At 73.1% G+C, this 15,611-nt stretch carries 17 protein-coding genes; 4 read left to right on the plus strand and 13 right to left on the minus strand.

Features of this window, described 5'->3' with window-relative positions:
- Positions 1-6 precede the first annotated feature (6 nt).
- From K5S26_RS06720 to K5S26_RS06730, 3 genes are read left to right on the plus strand one after another with little or no spacing between them, the layout of a single operon-like run.
- Entirely contained in the window at positions 7-594 is a 588-nt protein-coding gene (locus K5S26_RS06720; protein WP_221857178.1) for an orotate phosphoribosyltransferase, read from the plus strand.
- Complete coding sequence (locus K5S26_RS06725) at positions 591-1,868, plus strand: Zn-dependent hydrolase (RefSeq protein WP_221857179.1); 1,278 nt, start codon at positions 591-593, stop codon at positions 1,866-1,868. Before K5S26_RS06720 ends, K5S26_RS06725 begins: the two co-directional genes overlap by 4 nt.
- Positions 1,869-1,912: 44 nt before the next feature.
- The gene (locus K5S26_RS06730; protein WP_221857180.1) at positions 1,913-2,338 is read left to right on the plus strand and encodes a hypothetical protein; all 426 of its coding nucleotides are present in this window, start codon (positions 1,913-1,915) and stop codon (positions 2,336-2,338) included.
- A 31-nt stretch (positions 2,339-2,369) separates the two neighbouring features.
- Here the strand turns inward: K5S26_RS06730 and K5S26_RS06735 are convergent, their stop codons facing one another.
- From K5S26_RS06735 to K5S26_RS06755, 5 genes are all read right to left on the minus strand, one after another.
- A complete protein-coding gene (locus K5S26_RS06735; RefSeq protein WP_221857182.1) occupies positions 2,370-2,948 on the minus strand; it encodes a UbiX family flavin prenyltransferase in 579 nt (192 codons plus the stop codon).
- Positions 2,945-4,198 (minus strand): dihydroorotase, encoded by a 1,254-nt coding sequence (locus K5S26_RS06740; RefSeq protein ID WP_221857184.1) that lies wholly within the window; start codon positions 4,196-4,198, stop codon positions 2,945-2,947. Before K5S26_RS06740 ends, K5S26_RS06735 begins: the two co-directional genes overlap by 4 nt.
- A gap of 14 nt (positions 4,199-4,212) precedes the next feature.
- Complete coding sequence (locus K5S26_RS06745) at positions 4,213-4,956, minus strand: IclR family transcriptional regulator (RefSeq protein WP_221857186.1); 744 nt, start codon at positions 4,954-4,956, stop codon at positions 4,213-4,215.
- 59 nt (positions 4,957-5,015) lie between these two features.
- Entirely contained in the window at positions 5,016-5,990 is a 975-nt protein-coding gene (locus K5S26_RS06750) for an ornithine cyclodeaminase family protein (RefSeq protein ID WP_221857187.1), read from the minus strand.
- Positions 5,991-6,164: 174 nt separating this feature from the next.
- Positions 6,165-6,413 carry a hypothetical protein gene (locus tag K5S26_RS06755; protein ID WP_246603695.1) on the minus strand — a complete coding sequence of 83 codons (249 nt, stop codon included), beginning with the start codon at positions 6,411-6,413 and terminating at the stop codon, positions 6,165-6,167.
- 61 nt (positions 6,414-6,474) lie between these two features.
- On the opposite strand from K5S26_RS06755, the gene K5S26_RS06760 reads away from it, so the two are divergent.
- Positions 6,475-7,188, plus strand: coding sequence for a ZIP family metal transporter (locus K5S26_RS06760; protein ID WP_221857191.1), 714 nt, complete (start codon positions 6,475-6,477; stop codon positions 7,186-7,188).
- A 26-nt stretch (positions 7,189-7,214) separates the two neighbouring features.
- Here K5S26_RS06760 and K5S26_RS06765 read toward each other — a convergent pair whose 3' ends face one another.
- The 8 genes from K5S26_RS06765 to K5S26_RS06800 all read right to left on the minus strand — a co-directional run bounded on the left by K5S26_RS06765 (position 7,215) and on the right by K5S26_RS06800 (position 15,608).
- Complete coding sequence (locus tag K5S26_RS06765) at positions 7,215-7,943, minus strand: amino acid ABC transporter ATP-binding protein (protein ID WP_221857192.1); 729 nt, start codon at positions 7,941-7,943, stop codon at positions 7,215-7,217.
- Positions 7,940-10,174, minus strand: coding sequence for an ABC transporter permease subunit (locus tag K5S26_RS06770; protein ID WP_246603696.1), 2,235 nt, complete (start codon positions 10,172-10,174; stop codon positions 7,940-7,942). The genes K5S26_RS06765 and K5S26_RS06770 overlap by 4 nt, the downstream gene beginning before the upstream one ends.
- A gap of 139 nt (positions 10,175-10,313) precedes the next feature.
- Positions 10,314-11,438, minus strand: a complete 1,125-nt coding sequence (locus tag K5S26_RS06775; RefSeq protein WP_221857194.1) for a hypothetical protein — start codon at positions 11,436-11,438, stop codon at positions 10,314-10,316.
- A complete protein-coding gene (locus tag K5S26_RS06780; RefSeq protein ID WP_221857196.1) occupies positions 11,432-12,211 on the minus strand; it encodes a hypothetical protein in 780 nt (259 codons plus the stop codon). The genes K5S26_RS06775 and K5S26_RS06780 overlap by 7 nt, the downstream gene beginning before the upstream one ends.
- A complete protein-coding gene (locus K5S26_RS06785; RefSeq protein WP_221857198.1) occupies positions 12,208-13,272 on the minus strand; it encodes a vWA domain-containing protein in 1,065 nt (354 codons plus the stop codon). Before K5S26_RS06785 ends, K5S26_RS06780 begins: the two co-directional genes overlap by 4 nt.
- Positions 13,269-14,261, minus strand: coding sequence for a VWA domain-containing protein (locus K5S26_RS06790; protein WP_221857200.1), 993 nt, complete (start codon positions 14,259-14,261; stop codon positions 13,269-13,271). Before K5S26_RS06790 ends, K5S26_RS06785 begins: the two co-directional genes overlap by 4 nt.
- Complete coding sequence (locus tag K5S26_RS06795; RefSeq protein ID WP_221857202.1) at positions 14,252-14,728, minus strand: hypothetical protein; 477 nt, start codon at positions 14,726-14,728, stop codon at positions 14,252-14,254. Before K5S26_RS06795 ends, K5S26_RS06790 begins: the two co-directional genes overlap by 10 nt.
- A complete protein-coding gene (locus tag K5S26_RS06800) occupies positions 14,715-15,608 on the minus strand; it encodes a DUF58 domain-containing protein (protein WP_221857203.1) in 894 nt (297 codons plus the stop codon). Before K5S26_RS06800 ends, K5S26_RS06795 begins: the two co-directional genes overlap by 14 nt.
- Between the last annotated feature and the right edge of the window lie 3 nt (positions 15,609-15,611).

Here is a 15,611-nt window from a genome sequence, read left to right on the forward strand (position 1 = left end):
GCACACGTGGACGATCTCCTCACCGCCCTCCTGCGTCGCGACACCGACGTGTTCCAGGACCTGCCTCAGCGCAGGCGGGAGCTGTCGCGCGACCTCATCGCGGCGTCCCTCTTCACCGACCGGCACGGTGAGCCCGGCGCGGCCGACGGGCTGTGGTTTGAGCCCGCGCTGTTCATGACGCGCCCCACGGTGCTGCGTCGTCTCGTCGGGGTGCTGGGACTGCTCATCCCGACGGGCATCGATCGGCTCGTGGGCACGGAGCCCGGCTCGCTCGCCATCGTGTCGGGTCTCGCGCTGGAGACCGGCCTGCCGTTCGTCGCGCTGCGCGAGATCGACGGCGCCTGGCATGCCCATGGCGAGCTCCACCCGGGTGAGCGCGTCATGGTCATCGAGGACGTGACGAACACCGGGGCGCGCCTCCTCTCCGCGGCGCGGGCGCTGACCGGGAGCGGCGCGACCGTGGTCGAGGCGCGCAGCGTCATCGACAACGACCGCGGGGCGCGCGACGCGCTCGCGGCGGCGGGCGTCGTGTTCGAGCCCCTCTTCGACCTGCAGGACCTCCTCGCGCAGCACGAGAACGGCGGCGCGCGATGAACGCCGCCGACGCGCGGGCGGTCGGGGAGCTGCTCGACGACTTCGCCCGGCTCACGGAGCCCGGCCCGGGCGTGACCCGCCTGGCGTACAGCCCGCTCGAACGCGAGGCGCACGCCCGCTTCGCCGAGCGGATGCAGGCGTTGGGCTGCGCGATCCGCGTCGACGAGGCCGGCAACACGATCGCCGAGCTGCCCGGGACCGACCCGGATGCCCGCGCGATCGGGACCGGGAGCCACCTCGACTCGGTCTACGAGGGCGGGCGCTTCGACGGCGTCGCCGGCGTCGTGGCGGGGATGGAGCTCGTCCGGCTTCTCGTCGAGGGCGGTGAGCCGCTCACGCATCCCGTGCGCGTGGTGGCCTTCGCCGGCGAGGAGGGTGCGCGCTTCGGGCAGGCCTGCCTCGGGTCGCGCTTCGCCGCGGGCCTCACGCCGCGGCCTCTCGTCGACGAGCTCGTCGACCGCGACGGCATCCCGCTCGCGGACGCCATGCGCGCGCTGGGCTTCGACGCCGACCGCGCGGCGACCGCGCGCTGGGACCCGTCGGAGTGGGCGGTCTTCCTCGAGCTGCACATCGAGCAGGGGCGGGTGCTGCAGGACTCCGGGGCCGCGCTCGGGCCCGTCGACTCGATCTCCGGCTCCACGAGGCTGTCGTTCACCCTGCACGGGCGGCCGTCGCACACGGGTGGGACGCCCATGGCGGGCCGCGCGGACGCCCTGGCCGCCGCTGCGGAGGCGGTGCTGACCGCCGAGCAGCTCGCGACCGACCATGCCCACCGCGGCACCCGTGCGACGGTCGGCCGTCTCGAGGTGTCGCCCAACTCGATCACGACCATCCCCGGGCGCGTGACGTTCAGCCTCGACGTGCGCGACGTCGACGCCGACCGGCAGCGCAGCGCGACGACCGAGATCGTCTCGCGGGTGATGGCGACGGCCAGACGACGCGGCGTGGGCGTGGATGTGCGGCTCATCGCCGACACCTCGCCCGTGATCCTTCCGCTGTGGGTCCGCAACGCGCTCGTCCAGGCCGCCGTGTCCGGCGGCTCCTCATATCGCGTGCTCAGCTCCGGCGCGAGCCACGACGCGCAGATGATCAACACGATCGTGCCGACGGGGATGCTCTTCGTCCCCAGCAGGGACGGGCTCTCGCACGTTCCGGAGGAGTGGACCGACGCCTCGGAGATCGCCGTCGGGGTCGACGCCCTGGTCGCGGCGGTCCGCGCCCTCGACGCGCAGCTGGCGGCGGCGCGCGACGAACGCGTGGCCGCCGGGCGCTGAGCCGTGCTGCACAGGCCGAGACGCCGATGACAGAAGGAGAGACCATGACCGATTCCCCCACCTCGCACCTGGACGCGCTGCGGGAGCACGGGCGCATCGACCTGGGCATCGCGCCCCATCGTGCGGAGGCCCTGGGCGCCGCCGCGGCCGCACTGGCCGCCTCCGTCGCCCCGACGGCCGTCGTGCACTGGAGCGGCGACGCCGATGCGATCCTCGCGCACCTCGTGGCGTCCGCGCTCGACGTCCCCCGCTTCGCTGTCGCGGTCGACGAGGGGCTCATGAGCCTCTCTCGGGCGCTTCCGGCGTCGAGCCGGGTGCTGCTCGTCGGCGTGACCTTCGACGCCTACCGCTCCGTCGGGCCGGTGGCGGTCTTCCTCGCGGCGGACGGCCACGAGGTCGTCCTCGCGATCGCCGTCGACGACGCGACGCCCGCGTCGGAGGTGGGCGAGACGCCCCTCGCGCGGACGTGACGGCGACTCGCCGGGCGGGCGCCGGTCGGGCTCAGGCCTGCATGCCCGCCCAGCGGGTGGTGTCGTCGAGGAAGACCCCCGCCTGCTCCAGCGCGCGTCGCGCGGCGGTGTCGACCACGTCCGCGATGGTCTGCGGCTCGTTGTAGAAGGCCGGGACCGGCGGGAAGATCACCGCGCCCGACTCCGCCGCGAGCGACATCAGCCGCAGGTGTCCTCGATGCAGGGGCGTCTCGCGGACCATGAGCACGAGCGGGCGGCGCTCCTTGAGCGTCACGTCCGCGGCGCGCGACAGCAGGGTGTCGGCGTGGCTGTTGGCGATGGCCGAGAGCGTCTTGATCGAGCAGGGAGCGACGATCATGCCGGCCGTGCGGAAGGACCCGCTCGCGATCGTCGCTCCGAGGTTGCCGTCCGCGTGGACGACGTCCGCCCGCGCCGCGACGTCCGCCGGCGACATGCCGAGCTCCGACGTGATGGTCGCCCGCGCGCCGCGGCTCACGACCAGGTGGGTCTCGTAGCCGGCCCCGCGCGCGAGCTCGAGGACGCGCACCCCGAGCGCTGCTCCGGACGCCCCCGAGATCCCGACCACGATGCGCCGCGCAGCCGCCGTCACGACGGGTCTCCGTGTGTGATCCTGCCGGCGAGCACGGTCTGCGAGACCCGGTGGCGGAAACGTCTCCCCGCGAAGGGCGTGTTGCCCGAGGCGCTGTGGCGATCGTCCGGATCGACGGTCCACGGCGTCTCCTCGACGACGCAGACGCTGGCGGGCTCCCCGACCGCGAGGTCGACGGGGACCAGGCCGGCGATGCCGCCGATGGCCGCGGGGGTGGTCGACATCACGCGCGCGACCCCCCGCCAGTCGACGTCGTCGCCGTCGGCGAAGACCTCCGCCACGATCGGCAGGGCGGTCTCGAGCGCCGTCAGGCCGAACGCCGCCTCGTGCCATCCGCCGCGCTTGGTGTGGGCGGGGTGGGGCGCGTGATCCGTGGCGACGACGTCGATCACGCCGTCGCGCAGGGCGCTGCGCAGGGCGGCGACATCGTCGGCGCTCCGCAGGGGCGGGTTGACCTTCAGCGCGGCCCCGCGGTCGAGGGCGTCGTGGTCGGTCAGGAGGAGGTGGTGCGGTGTGACCTCGCCCGTCACCGGTGCGCCGAGCGACCGCCCGGCTCGCAGCAGGTCGACCGTGTGGGCGGTCGACAGGTGGCAGACGTGCAGGCGCCCGCCGGTGCGCAGCGAGAGCGCGATGTCGCGCGCCACGATCGCCTCCTCGCCGGCGGGCGGCCATCCGGCGCAGCCGGCGGCGTCGGCGACGGGCTCGTTGATGACGCCGTCGCCGACGATCGAGGGGCTCTGCGCGTGCTGCGCGAACACCGTGCCGGTCGCGGCGACGCGCTGCAGCAGGGCGTAGGCGAGCCCGTCGTCGGCGACGCACCGGCCGTCGTCGGTGAAGACGCGCACGCCCGCGGCGGCGAGACCCTCGACGTCGACGAGCGCCTGACCTGCCAGGTCGAGGGTGGCGGCCGCGTTCACGTGGACGCGCGCCGAGGCGCCCGCCGCGAGCTCCCTGGCGGCGAGCACGCGCTCCAGGCGGTCGGTGGCGGGGACGGTGTTCGCCATCGCGAAGACGTCGGTGTAGCCGCCCGCCGCCGCCGCTCGGGTGCCGGATGCGATGGTCTCGCCGCTGCCGCCGGGCTCGCGGAGGTGGGTGTGCAGGTCGACGAGACCCGGCAGCAGCACCCGGCGGCCGTCCGTCGACGTCGACGGGCGGATCCGTGCGATCCGCCCGTCCTCCACCAGGACGTCGACGGGGCGGCCCTCGCCGTACAGGCGGACGGCGTGGATCTCGAGGCTGTCGTCGGTCATGCGCGTCCCCTCCGTCACGCGTTCCCGAGAGCGTCGGACACGCTCTTGGCCGCGCTCTGCACGTCCGCGATGATCGAGGCGCGGAGCGTGTCGTCGATCCTGTCTCCCGGGCCGCCGACGGTCACCGAGCCGAGCACCGTGCCGCGTGCGTCGAGGATCGGGGAGGCCGCGGCCCACACCCCGCTGTCGAGCTCGTCGTCGCAGATGTCGTAGCCGCGCAGCCGCACGTTCTTCAGGTGCTCGCGCACGTCGTCCGCCGACTGCGGGGTGTTGAACGTGAAGCGGCTGAACCCGCTCGCGTCCAGGAGCGGCGTCGCGGCGTTCTCGGGGAGGTAGGCCAGCAGGGATCGCGCTGAGGCCGCGGCGTGCCACGGCAGCACCTGGCCCACGTGCACCGTCAGGCGCAGGGGGCGGGTGGAGACCAGCGCCGACGTCGCGACCGCGTCGTCTCCCTCCTTCTGCGTCAGGAACACGGTCTCGTCGTACCGGCCGTGGAGGTCGGCGAGCACGGGCTCGGCCAGCTTGCCGATGCGGGCGAGCGAGCTGCGCCGCGTGATGGCGTCCAGCTCCGGGCCGGTGGCGTAGCGGCGCGTCAGATCGTCCTTGGTGACGTAGCCGGCCTCGGTGAGCACGGCCAGGAACCGGTGCACCGTCGGCGCGGGCAGGTCGAGGAGGGCGCTGGTCTCGGCCAGGGACAGCGGCGCCTCGGACATCGCGATGGTCTTGAGCACGTCGAGTGCTCGGGTGACGACCTGCATGCGTCGTGCTCCTTCGTCTGTATGGGCGGTCGGGGTGGGGATGCGGGACGGGAGGGGGCTCAGAGCGCCACGTCGATGCCGAGGCCCTCGGCTCGGGCCCTGGCGACGAGCTCGCGGGCGGCGACGAGGTCCAGCGCGGCGAAGCCGATGCTCTTGAACACCGTGATCCCGTCGTGCGCGGCGCGTCCGGGCACCGCGCCCGTGACGAGCTCGCCGAGCTCGGCGACGTCGTCGCGGCGGAGAGCCCCGAGCCCGATCGCCTGGGCGATGTCGCCGGCGCCGTCGATCGACCCCCTGCGGGTGTCGACGGCCACACGGGCGGCGCGGGCGACGGTGGCCGCCTCGATCTCGGCGTGCTCGGGGCTGTGCGCGCCGATGCCGATGACGCAGGCGTGCGCGGCCAGCGCGTCGTCGGGCACCACGGGCCGGCGCGCGGTCGTGGCCGAGATCACGATGTCGGCGCCCGCCACCGCGCTCGCGGCATCGGCGGTCACCTCCACCGCGATGCCGCCTGCCGATGCCGCGGCCGCGGTGGCGTGCGCTCGTTCCCTCGTGCGGCTGGTGATGCGGACGCGCTCCAGCGGGAAGCGGCGCGCGAACGCCTCGATGTGGGACAGCGCCTGGCCTCCCGCGCCGATGACGGCCAGCGACGTCGGGCGGTCCACGGCCAGGTGCTCGGCCGCGACGACGGACATGGCGGCCGTGCGGGCGAGGGTGAGCGAGGTGCCGTCGAGGAACGCCTCGGGCAGTCCCGTCTCAGGATCGAACAGCAGGACGGTCGCCGGCGCGGTGGGGACTCCCGCGGCGGCGTTCCGGGGGAACTCGCCGACGGTCTTCACGCCGAGGGCGCCGATGCCGGGCAGGCTCCCCGGCATCACGAGCAGCTCGGTGTGGTCGACCGGGAGCCGCATCTGCACGCGCGCGGGGATGTCCGCTTCGCCCGAGGAGAACTGGCGGGCGGCCGAGCGGACCGTCTCCCGCGCGAGGTCGTCGGTGAAGAGGGTGCGGACCTCGGAGTCGCTCAGGACCAGCATGCGGGGGCCTTCCGGACGTGCGGGATGTCGTGTCGGATAATTCCGCTACACGATATCGCATTCCACGACACGCGATAACTGTCTCTCGCCGGAGCTCGGGTGGCCGTGTGCGTCGCTCGCTCAACGCCTCGTCGCCACGCTCTCAGCGCCTCGTCGCCCCGTCCGCCCGTCTGATCACCACACGATCCCGCCGCCTGCCGAGATGCCTCCCCACGTCAGCGCGACGAAGATGCCCGCGAACACCACCGGCGCAATCCCCTTGCCCTGTCGGCTCAGCCCCTTCAGGAGAGCGATCACGACGAGCACCGCGGCGACCAGCGACAGGCCGCCGCCCAGGATCAGCCCGATGAAGAGGGGGATCGGCATCAGCACGAGCCCCGCCAGGGCCACCCAGAATGCCGCCCAGGCGGTGCGATTGGTCATGCGTGCAGGATTCGTGGACATGGATCCATCATGCTGCCGCGGATCGTGAGAGTGTGAGCCCGTGCTGGAGAGTCTGCTGTGGGGCGCGGTCGCGGCCGCGCCGCTCGTGCTCGGGGCGGTGCTCGCCGGGATCCGCGCCTGGCCCGACCGCCTGCTCGGCATCGTGCTCGGGTTCGGCGCGGGCGCGCTCATCGCGAGCATCGCGTTCGAGCTGTGGCAGGACGGCCTCGAGCAGGGCGGGCCGGTGCCGCTCGCGATCGGCGTGGCCCTGGGCGCGGCCGTCTACTTCACCGCCGACCGCCTGGTGGAGCGCTGGGCGAAGCGCGCGGGCGGAGGCGCCGCCGCGGGCGTGCCGCTCGCTCTCGGCGCGCTGCTCGATGGCATCCCCGAGCAGCTGGTGCTCGGCTTCGGCCTCGCCGACGGCGCCGGCGTCAGCGTCGCGCTCGTGGTGGCGATCTTCGTGTCCAACCTGCCCGAGTCCATCGGATCGTCGTCCGACCTGCTCGACGGCGGCGTGAAGCGGCCGGCCGTGCTGGGCATCTGGTCCGCCGTGGCCGCGCTGTGCGCGCTCTCGACGGTCGCGGGGTGGGCCCTCGCCGATGTGGCGTCGGCGTCGATCCGCACCGGGCTGAACGGGTTCGCGGCTGGGGCGCTGCTCGTGATGATGGTCGACTCGATGATCCCCGAGGCGCAGAAGCGCGCCAAGGACCTGGCCGGGGTCGCGACCGTCTTCGGCTTCGCGCTCGCCGCGGGGCTGTCCGCTCTGGGCGGCTGATCCGTCGCGGCGAGCGCCGGCCGGCGTCAGAGCACCTTGGAGAGGAAGTCGCGCAGGCGCTCGTTCTTCGGCGCTCCGAAGAGCTCGGCCGGCGGGGCCTGCTCGACGACCACGCCGCCGTCCATGAACACCACGCGGCTCGACACCTCGCGGGCGAAGCCCATCTCGTGGGTGACGAGGACCATGGTCATCCCGCCCTCCGCGAGGTCGCGGATGACCTGCAGCACCTCGCCGACCATCTCGGGATCGAGGGCGCTGGTGGCCTCGTCGAACAGCATCACCTCGGGCTCCATGGCGAGCGCGCGGGCGATGGCCACGCGCTGCTTCTGGCCGCCCGAGAGAGACGCGGGCTTGGCATCGGCCTTCTCGCTCAGCCCCACGCGGTCGAGCAGGGCGAGCGCGCGCTCGCGCGCGTCCGCCTTCGAGAGCTTGCCGAGCTCGATGGGAGCGAGGGTGATGTTCTCGAGCACGGTCATGTGGGGGAAGAGGTTGAAGTGCTGGAACACCATGCCGATCCGCTGGCGCACGTCGTCGAGCTTGACCGACTTGTCGGTCAGGTCCACGCCGTCGACGATCACCTGACCGGCGGTGGGCTCCTCGAGCTTGTTCAGGCAGCGCAGCAGCGTCGACTTGCCCGAGCCGGACGGCCCGATCACGGCGACGACCTCGCCCTGGGCCACCTCGAGGTCGATGCCCTTGAGTACCTGGTTGGAGCCGAAGGACTTGTGCAGGTCCTTCACCACGATCTTGCTCACGAGTTGAACTTCCTCTCCAGGCGGTCGGCGAGCACGGTCAGCAGGGTGATGACGACGAAGTACATCACCGCGACCACGGTCAGGATCTGCGCCGACATGTAGGTCGACGCGATGATCTGGCGCGACTGGAACGTGAGCTCGGCGAGGCCGATCGCGCTCAGCAGCGAGGTGTCCTTCAGCGTGATGATGCTCTGGTTCACGAAGGACGGGATCATGATGCGGAACGCCTGCGGGAGGACGACCTTCTGCATCGTCTTCCAGTGACCGAGGCCCAGCGAGCGCGACGCCTCGTTCTGGCCGGGGTCGACGGCGAGGATGCCGCCGCGGATGATCTCGGTCATGTACGCGCCCGTGTTGAGCGCGAGCGTGATGGCGCCCGCGACGAACGGGCTGAACTTGATGTCCGATCCGGCGAGCAGCTGCGGCACCGCGAAGAACACGAAGAACGCCTGGATCAGGATCGGGGTGCCGCGGAACACGTACACGTACGCCGTGGAGATCCAGCGGAACGGCAGGATCCGAGACAGGCGCCCGAAGCCGAAGATCACGCCGAGCACGAAGGCGGCGGCGAGCGCGACGACGGTGGAGAGGATCGTCCAGCCGAGGCCCTGCATCAGCGTCGGCCAGTACTTCGCGGTGATGGAGAAGATGTCGCTCGGGGCGGCGGACGAGGCGCCGTCGCCGCCGTCCTCCGACCCGCTCGTGCCGACGTAGGTCTCGATGATCTCGTCGTAGTCCCCGCTGGCCTTGAGGTTCGCCAGTCCCGCGTTGAACATCTCGATGAGCTCGGGGTTCTCGCCCTTGTTCACGGCGAAGCCGTACTCGCCGCCGAGCTCGGGCTCGCCGATCAGCCGGAAGCCGGAGCCCTGGGTGATGCCGTACGCGAGCACCGGGTAGTCCTCGGCGTAGGCGACGGCCTGCCCGGCCTTGACCGCGTCGACCATGTCGGTGGTCTCGTTGTACGGGGTGATCCTCAGGTCGAGCTCGTCCTGGAGCGACTCGGCGTAGGTCTGGCCCTGGGTGCCGGTCTTCACGGCGACGGCCTGCCCCTGCAGGTCCTCGAGACCTTCGATCTCGCTCTCGTCGAGGACGCCGAACTGGATGCCGCCGGTGAAGTAGCCGTCGCCGAAGTCGAAGGTCTGCTTGCGCTCGTCGGTGATGGACATGCCGGCCATGACCCCGTCGACCTGGTTGGCCTGCAGCGCCTGCAGCGCCGCGTCGAAGCCGAGCTGCTGCCACTCGACCGTGAAGTTCTGGTTCTCGGCGATCGCGTCGAGCAGGTCGATGTCGATGCCCCGGAGGCCGCCGTCGTTGAACTCGAAGGGGGCGTAGGTCGTGTCGGTGCCGATGACGAAGTTCTGGCCGTCGCCGAGCGGCGGGGTCTGCTCGCCGCCGCCCGACCCCGCGTCCGATCCGGACCCGATGTAGGTCTCGATGATCTCGTCGTACTCGCCGCTGGCCTTGAGGTTGGCCAGTCCCGCGTTGAACTTCTCGATGAGCTCGGGGTTCTGGCCCTTGTTGACCGCGAAGCCGTAGTCGCCGCCGAGCGCCGGCTCGCCGATCAGGCGGAAGCCCGAGCCCTGCGTGATGCCGTAGCCGATGACGGGGTAGTCCTCGGCGTACGCGACCGCCTGCCCGGCCTTCACGGCGTCGACCATGTCGGTCGTCTCGTTGTAGGGCGTGATCGAGAGGTCGAGCTCGTCCTCGAGCGACTCGGCGTAGGTCTGGCCCTGGGTGCCGGTCTTCACGGCGACGGTCTGGCCCTGCAGGTCCTCGAGGTCCTGGATGTCGCTGCCGTCGAGGACGCCGAACTGGATGCCGCCGGTGAAGTAGCCGTCACCGAAGTCGAACGTCTGCTCGCGCTCGTCCGTGATGGACATGCCCGCCATCACGCCGTCGACCTGGTTCGACTGCAGCGCCTGCACGGCCGCGTCGAAGCCGAGCTGCTGCCACTCGACCGTGAACCCCTGGTCCTCGGCGATCGCGTCGAGCAGGTCGATGTCGATGCCCTTGAGCGACGTGCCGTCGTTGAACTCGAACGGCGCGTACGTGGTGTCGGTGCCGATGACGTACGTCTCGTCGGTCGCCGCGGAGGCAGGGGAGACGGGGACGAGGCCGCCGAGCAGCGAGCCGGCGGCGATGCCGGCTGCGGTCAGCAGCGCGCCGAACCGGGGGAGGACGGACGTCCTCGCATTCCGCGGCTCGGGCGTGGGCGGGGTGATCTTCGCCATGTTCGGGAGATTCCTCCACGGTCGTGTGAGTGCGGCCGGATGGCCCCGTTCACCCTAACCGGGCGTCGTCGGGCCGCGCGACGGCGCGGATCGGCCACGGCCGGCTGAGCCGCGGCCGGCGGCGGGACGGCGGCGCGCCTCAGCCGTCGAACTCCGCCATCCGCCGCTCGAACTCGTCGCGGTCGGCCTCGCTGAGCAGGCGCTCGGCGTAGAACCGGATCTGCAGGCCCTCCAGGGGCTCGCCGGTGCGCCGGCTGTCCGCCTCGCGGTCGGCACGCCATTCGCCGGTCGTGTCGCGGGAGAGGTCGGTGATCGTGGCGTACACGACGATCTCGTTCGACGGGTCGGACGTGTACCACTCCCAGGCCACCTGCTCGTCGATGTCGTCGCCGCCGTAGAGGTCCTCCAGGATCGACGGGTCGAGCCCCGACGCGGGGTCGTTGAACGACCACATGGCCCACCACCCGCTGCGGGCGAGCACGTCCTCGATGGAGCGCATCACCGGCGTCTTCAGCGCCGTGCCGGACACGGGCTCGTTGGTCGACCACGTGGGAGACATGTACCGCACGAGCATCGACTCGCCGCCGTGGCCGTTGCGCTCGGGGCGGACGTCCTCTCCGGGCGCCTCCGTCCAGGTCAGCCCGTACTCGTCCGACAGCGCCTCGCGGATCTCGGCCGACAGGGCGTCGCTCAGCTCGCGCACCTCCTCGAGGGACGGCCGGGCGAGCGCCGTCGACGCGTCCTCGCCCGCGATGCCCGGATACGACTCGTAGCGACGCTCCTCGTCGGTCTTGGCGCCCGCGTCCGCGCTCGCCGCGGTGGTCTGCATGGCGCTCACGGCGCCGATCGTGCCCACGTTGAGAAGCAGCGTCAGCGAGAGGGCGACGGCGGCGAGCGACCGCGCCCTCCGGATGGCCAGCGCCGCCACGACGACGGCGAGGACCACCAGCTGCAGGGCGATCACGGTCGTGCCGTAGATCACGTCGGCCCCGGCGAAAGCCAGGATCGACAGCAGCACGAGCGCGAACGCCGCGCTGACGCCCAGAGAGGTCCAGCCCAGCGCGCCCGGCCCGTTCCGGGACGGCGCCGAGGCCTCGGGCGCCTCCCGCTGGGGCGGCGCGACCGGCGCCGCCGTCGGCACCCGTCGCGCCCCCCGGTAGCCGCCCGGCGGCGGCAGCGGCGGCGCACCGTCCGATCGAGTCACGTAGCGGCGTCCGGTGTGCGCGTCCCGCCGCGCCTCGGGGCGCTCCTCGGGCGTCACCATGGCCGATCCGTCCCCGAGCCGCTCTGCCCGTCCTCGTCCTGCAGCTGCTGACGCTCTCCCTCGCCCTGGGTCAGCCTGTCCTCGAGCTCGCCGAGCTGATCCTCCGAGGGCTGCGGCTCCTCCTGGGGCTCCTCCTCCTGCTCCTCGGGATCCGGCTGTTCCTGCTCCGGCGGCGGCTGCTGCTTCTCCTTGAGCCGCTCCTCGAGGTCGTCCAGGCTCTCTTCGAGGCTGCGCTCAGGATCGGGCGACTGCGCGTCGGCCTCCTCGGAGCGGCACTCGCGCGGCGTCTCGGCCACCACCGCCAGGGCCTCCCCGAACAGCTGCGTCGCGCCGGCGGGATCGCCGTCGCGCAGCGCCTGGTCGCCCTGCCGCTCGATCGTGAGCGCGAGGTTGACGCGCACGGCGCACGACTCGAGGCCCTGCGCCAGCGGCAGGGCCCGCTCGAACTCCGATCGGCCGCCCGCCAGGTCGCCCGCCTCCGTCAGGCCGGTGCCGGCGTTGTACGGGGACGCGTACGGCTGGAACGGGTTGAACGCGCCCTGCGCCCGTGCCGCCGCCGTGGCGCCGGCGTAGTCGCCCGCGACGTACGCGATGATCGCGTCGTGCGCGAACGCGTACATCGACACGATCCGGGCGGGCAGCAGAAGGGCGACGAGGCCCACCGGCACCACGATCCAGAGCAGGATGCGCCGCAGCCGCGCGCGCCGCCGGTTGGCGGTCAGCAGCGCCGCGCCCGCGTGGGCGGGCGTCTGTGCCGGGGGCGGGGCGGTCATCCGCGCTCTCCGTGCTGATCCGGGTCCTGAGCCGAGTCCGCGGCCGGGCCCCGAGCCGAGCCGCGAGCCGGCCGTCGCGGCGGCCGCGCGACCGCGAGCGCGGCGGGAAGACCGCCCGCGACGACGGCCGCATCGATCGCGAGCAGCGCGGCGATCGCGATCGCGACCATCCACCCGAGCTCCACGACGTCGCCCACCTCGCCCGCCGCCGGCGCGACCGTCGAGGTCGGGGCCTCCGGCAGAGCGACCGGCTCCGCCGCCGTGCGGTGCTGGTACCCGACGCCGAGCTCTGCCGCGACGCCCTCCAGCGCCGCCTCGTCGACGATCGACAGGGCTCGCTCCGACCCGTCCAGGATGTACTCGTCGCCGCCTTCGCCGGGGACGCCGCCGCGCTGCGTCTTCATCGGCCCTCCCTCGTGGGTGCCGTAGCCGAGCACCGCGCCGTCGTCGATCAGCGCGGCGCTGTCGTCGAACGACTCCGGCGGGCTCTCGGCGGTCTGCTCCCCGTCGCCGAGGTAGAAGACCATCCGCGATCGGTCCGGCGACGCGCTCGCGGCGGCCTCGAGCGTCTCGGCGAGCGTCTGGTGGGCGACGCCGATAGAGCTGCCGCGCGACTGCTGCGTGACCTCCGGCGTCAGCACCTCGAGCGCCGAACGGAGCGCCGACGTGTCGGTGGTGAGGGGCAGGCGGACCTCGGCGGCCGAGTCGAAGGTGATCAGCGCGAACCGCGCCCCGGGGTACGCCTCGACGATGGCCTCGACGTCCTCGCGCACCCCCTCGAGGCGCGGGCGCCCGTCGCCCCAGTCCTCCGCGACGATGCTCGCCGTCGTGTCGACGAGCAGCACCACGTCGGTCTCGGTCGCGAGCGTCCGGGTCTCGCCGCCGGGAAGGCCGGGTCGCAGGGCGAGGACGGCGCACGCGATCACCACGGCGAGCCGCAGCGCCCACGACAGGCGCTCCCCGCCGCGGCGCGCTCGCCGCAGCCGGAGCACGGCGAGGCAGGCGACAGGCGCGCACAGCGCGAGCAGCAGCAGGGGGTGGAGAACGGGCTGCAGGATCACGGCCTCACCCGCCAGAGCAGCACGATCCCGGACGACGCGAGCACGAGCAGCACGACGATCCAGAGGTCGGGGGAGTCGCGCCAGACGATCCGCGCCTCCCCCTCGAGCGCGGTCGCCTCCTGCTCGCGGACATCGTCGACGATGTCCGCTACCGTCGTGTCGCCGCGCAGGGCGTAGGCGCGGCCCCCGGTCGTCTCCGCGGCGGCGGTCAGCTCGGCGGTGACGCCGCCGTCCTTGCCATCCACCGGGTTCAGGGCGAAGACGCGGACGCCCGCGTCGCGCGCGTACGTCGCCGCCTCCTCGAGCGAGACGATCCCCGATCCGTTCACCTCGTTGTCGGTGGCCAGCACGATGGACCGCGACCGCTCCGAGTCGAGGTGGTCGAAGCGCAGCGCGCAGGCCGTGAGCCCGTCTCCGACGAGCGAGGAGCCCGTGCCGTTCAGGGTGCCGACCCAGTGCTCGGGCACGTCGCTGGAGTAGTCGTCGAACGCGTCGCGGATCGACGCGAGGTGCGTGCGGACGAACTCGTAGTCGTCGGTGAGGGGGAAGACCTGCACGGGGGAGCTGTTGAAGATCGTCAGCCCGATGCGCTCGCCCTCGAAGCCGTCGAGCAGCTCGTCGAACACCTCGAGCACCTCGATGTCGACCTCGCTCATGGAGCCCGACACGTCGAGGCACAGCATGATGTCGCGGCTGGTGTCGACGGGACGGATCGTCTGCGCGGCCATCGGGCGCGCGGCCACCACCCCGGCGACGAGGGCCGCCGCGACGAGCAGCGCGACGGAGGCGGCGATCGCGACCACGCGGCGCCGTGCCGCCCGTGCGACCGACGGCAAGGCGCGCACGTGCTCCGCCCGGGCGATGGGCGCCGCCTCGCCGGCGCCGCGCCGGGGCCGGCGCGCGAGCAGCCACCCCGCCGCGACCGCGACGGCGGTCGCCAGCGCGGCGATCACGAGCACCCAGGGGTTCGCGAGGTCCGTCAGCGCCATTCGCCCACCACCCTGCGCGCGGCGTGGGCGCCGGCGATCGGATCGATGGCCGGACCACGGCCGAAGATGCTCGGATAGTAGTGACGGTGCAGCGCGTCGATCAGGCTCGGATGCACGCCGCGCGCGACGAGGTCGTCGAGCGTGAGCACGGGCGCCTCGAGGCCGCTGTGCTCGTTCACGAAGGCGCGGGCCGTGCGGCTGAGCTCCAGGTTGGCGCGCCGCGCGTCGATGCGTCCGGCGCGGTAGTCGTCCTCGATCCGCTGGATGCCGTCGAGGTACTCGTGGCGCAGCATCGTGACGGCGTCGGCGACGACGGGCGGGGGCGGGGCGACGCCGCCCGCTCGGGGACGCGTGAGCAGCAGCACCAGCCACACGGCCGCGAGCACCAGCGCGATCACGCCGAGCGCGAGCAGCAGCCAACCGGGCGCGTACTGGACGGGCGGATACAGGTCGTCAGACGCCGGCATGGGCCCTCCGGCGCAGCATGCGCAGCAGCTCGGGCACCGCCTGCTCACGGGCGCCGATCTCGGCGTGGCTGATCTCCAGCGCCGAGAGCAGCGCGTCGCGATGCGCCCGCTCGGCCGTCCGCTGCTCGATCACCTCGCGCACCACGGCCTCGTCGCCGTGCAGGAAGCCGGGCACCTCCCAGCCGCTGTCGACGTCCCGGCGGGCGGCACCCGGCGCCTGCGCCGTCGGCAGCACCGGCAGCGCGTCGCGCAGCGTGACCCACAGCAGGTCGTGCTGCGCGCGCAGCCGCCGCAGCAGGCGCTCGGTGTCCGGGCCGACCGGGGCCTCGTCGGTGACGACGACCACGATCATCCTGCGCGAGATCGTCCTGGCCACATGGTCGAGGAGCCGCTCGCGGGCGCTCGCCGGCGAGCGGGGCGTCGCGGCGCCGTCGATCGCGCGCAGGGCCTGCTCCAGCGCGCCCTCCGATCGCCGCGGCGGAAGCCGCCGCACGCGCTCGGCGTCGCCCATCACGACCGAGAAGTCGTCGTCGTGCCGCAGCGCGAGCATCCCCAGCACCCCCACCGTCATCACCGCGAGGTCGCGCTTGGGCTCGTCGCCGGCCGCGAGCGCCGCCATCGACCGGCCCGTGTCCACGACGAACAGCACCGTGTGCATCCGGGTCGCCCGCATCCGCTTGATCATCGGCGTGCGCAGCCGCGCCGTGGCACGCCAGTCGATGTCGCGCACCTCGTCGCCGTGCTCGTACTCGCGCAGGTCCTCGAAGTCGTTGCTGCGTCCGCGCGCCGCCGACGCGTAGGCGCCGTCGAGGGCGTGCATCGACGTGAGGGACGAGCGGATGAAGAGCTTCGCTCGCACGCGGGTGAGGAGAGAGGTCATCGG

This window comes from Microbacterium marinilacus (assembly GCF_019753765.1).
Lineage (GTDB): Bacteria > Actinomycetota > Actinomycetes > Actinomycetales > Microbacteriaceae > Microbacterium > Microbacterium marinilacus.

Coding starts and splice junctions, on each gene's coding strand:
- K5S26_RS06725 (WP_221857179.1), top strand. CDS start 591: ATGAACGCCGCCGACGCGCGGGCGGTCGGGGAGCTGCTCGACGACTTC.
- K5S26_RS06730 (WP_221857180.1), top strand. CDS start 1,913: ATGACCGATTCCCCCACCTCGCACCTGGACGCGCTGCGGGAGCACGGG.
- K5S26_RS06740 (WP_221857184.1), bottom strand. CDS start 4,198: ATGACCGACGACAGCCTCGAGATCCACGCCGTCCGCCTGTACGGCGAG.
- K5S26_RS06745 (WP_221857186.1), bottom strand. CDS start 4,956: ATGCAGGTCGTCACCCGAGCACTCGACGTGCTCAAGACCATCGCGATG.
- K5S26_RS06750 (WP_221857187.1), bottom strand. CDS start 5,990: ATGCTGGTCCTGAGCGACTCCGAGGTCCGCACCCTCTTCACCGACGAC.
- K5S26_RS06755 (WP_246603695.1), bottom strand. CDS start 6,413: ATGACCAATCGCACCGCCTGGGCGGCATTCTGGGTGGCCCTGGCGGGG.
- K5S26_RS06770 (WP_246603696.1), bottom strand. CDS start 10,174: ATGGCGAAGATCACCCCGCCCACGCCCGAGCCGCGGAATGCGAGGACG.
- K5S26_RS06775 (WP_221857194.1), bottom strand. CDS start 11,438: ATGGTGACGCCCGAGGAGCGCCCCGAGGCGCGGCGGGACGCGCACACC.
- K5S26_RS06780 (WP_221857196.1), bottom strand. CDS start 12,211: ATGACCGCCCCGCCCCCGGCACAGACGCCCGCCCACGCGGGCGCGGCG.
- K5S26_RS06790 (WP_221857200.1), bottom strand. CDS start 14,261: ATGGCGCTGACGGACCTCGCGAACCCCTGGGTGCTCGTGATCGCCGCG.
- K5S26_RS06795 (WP_221857202.1), bottom strand. CDS start 14,728: ATGCCGGCGTCTGACGACCTGTATCCGCCCGTCCAGTACGCGCCCGGT.
- K5S26_RS06800 (WP_221857203.1), bottom strand. CDS start 15,608: ATGACCTCTCTCCTCACCCGCGTGCGAGCGAAGCTCTTCATCCGCTCG.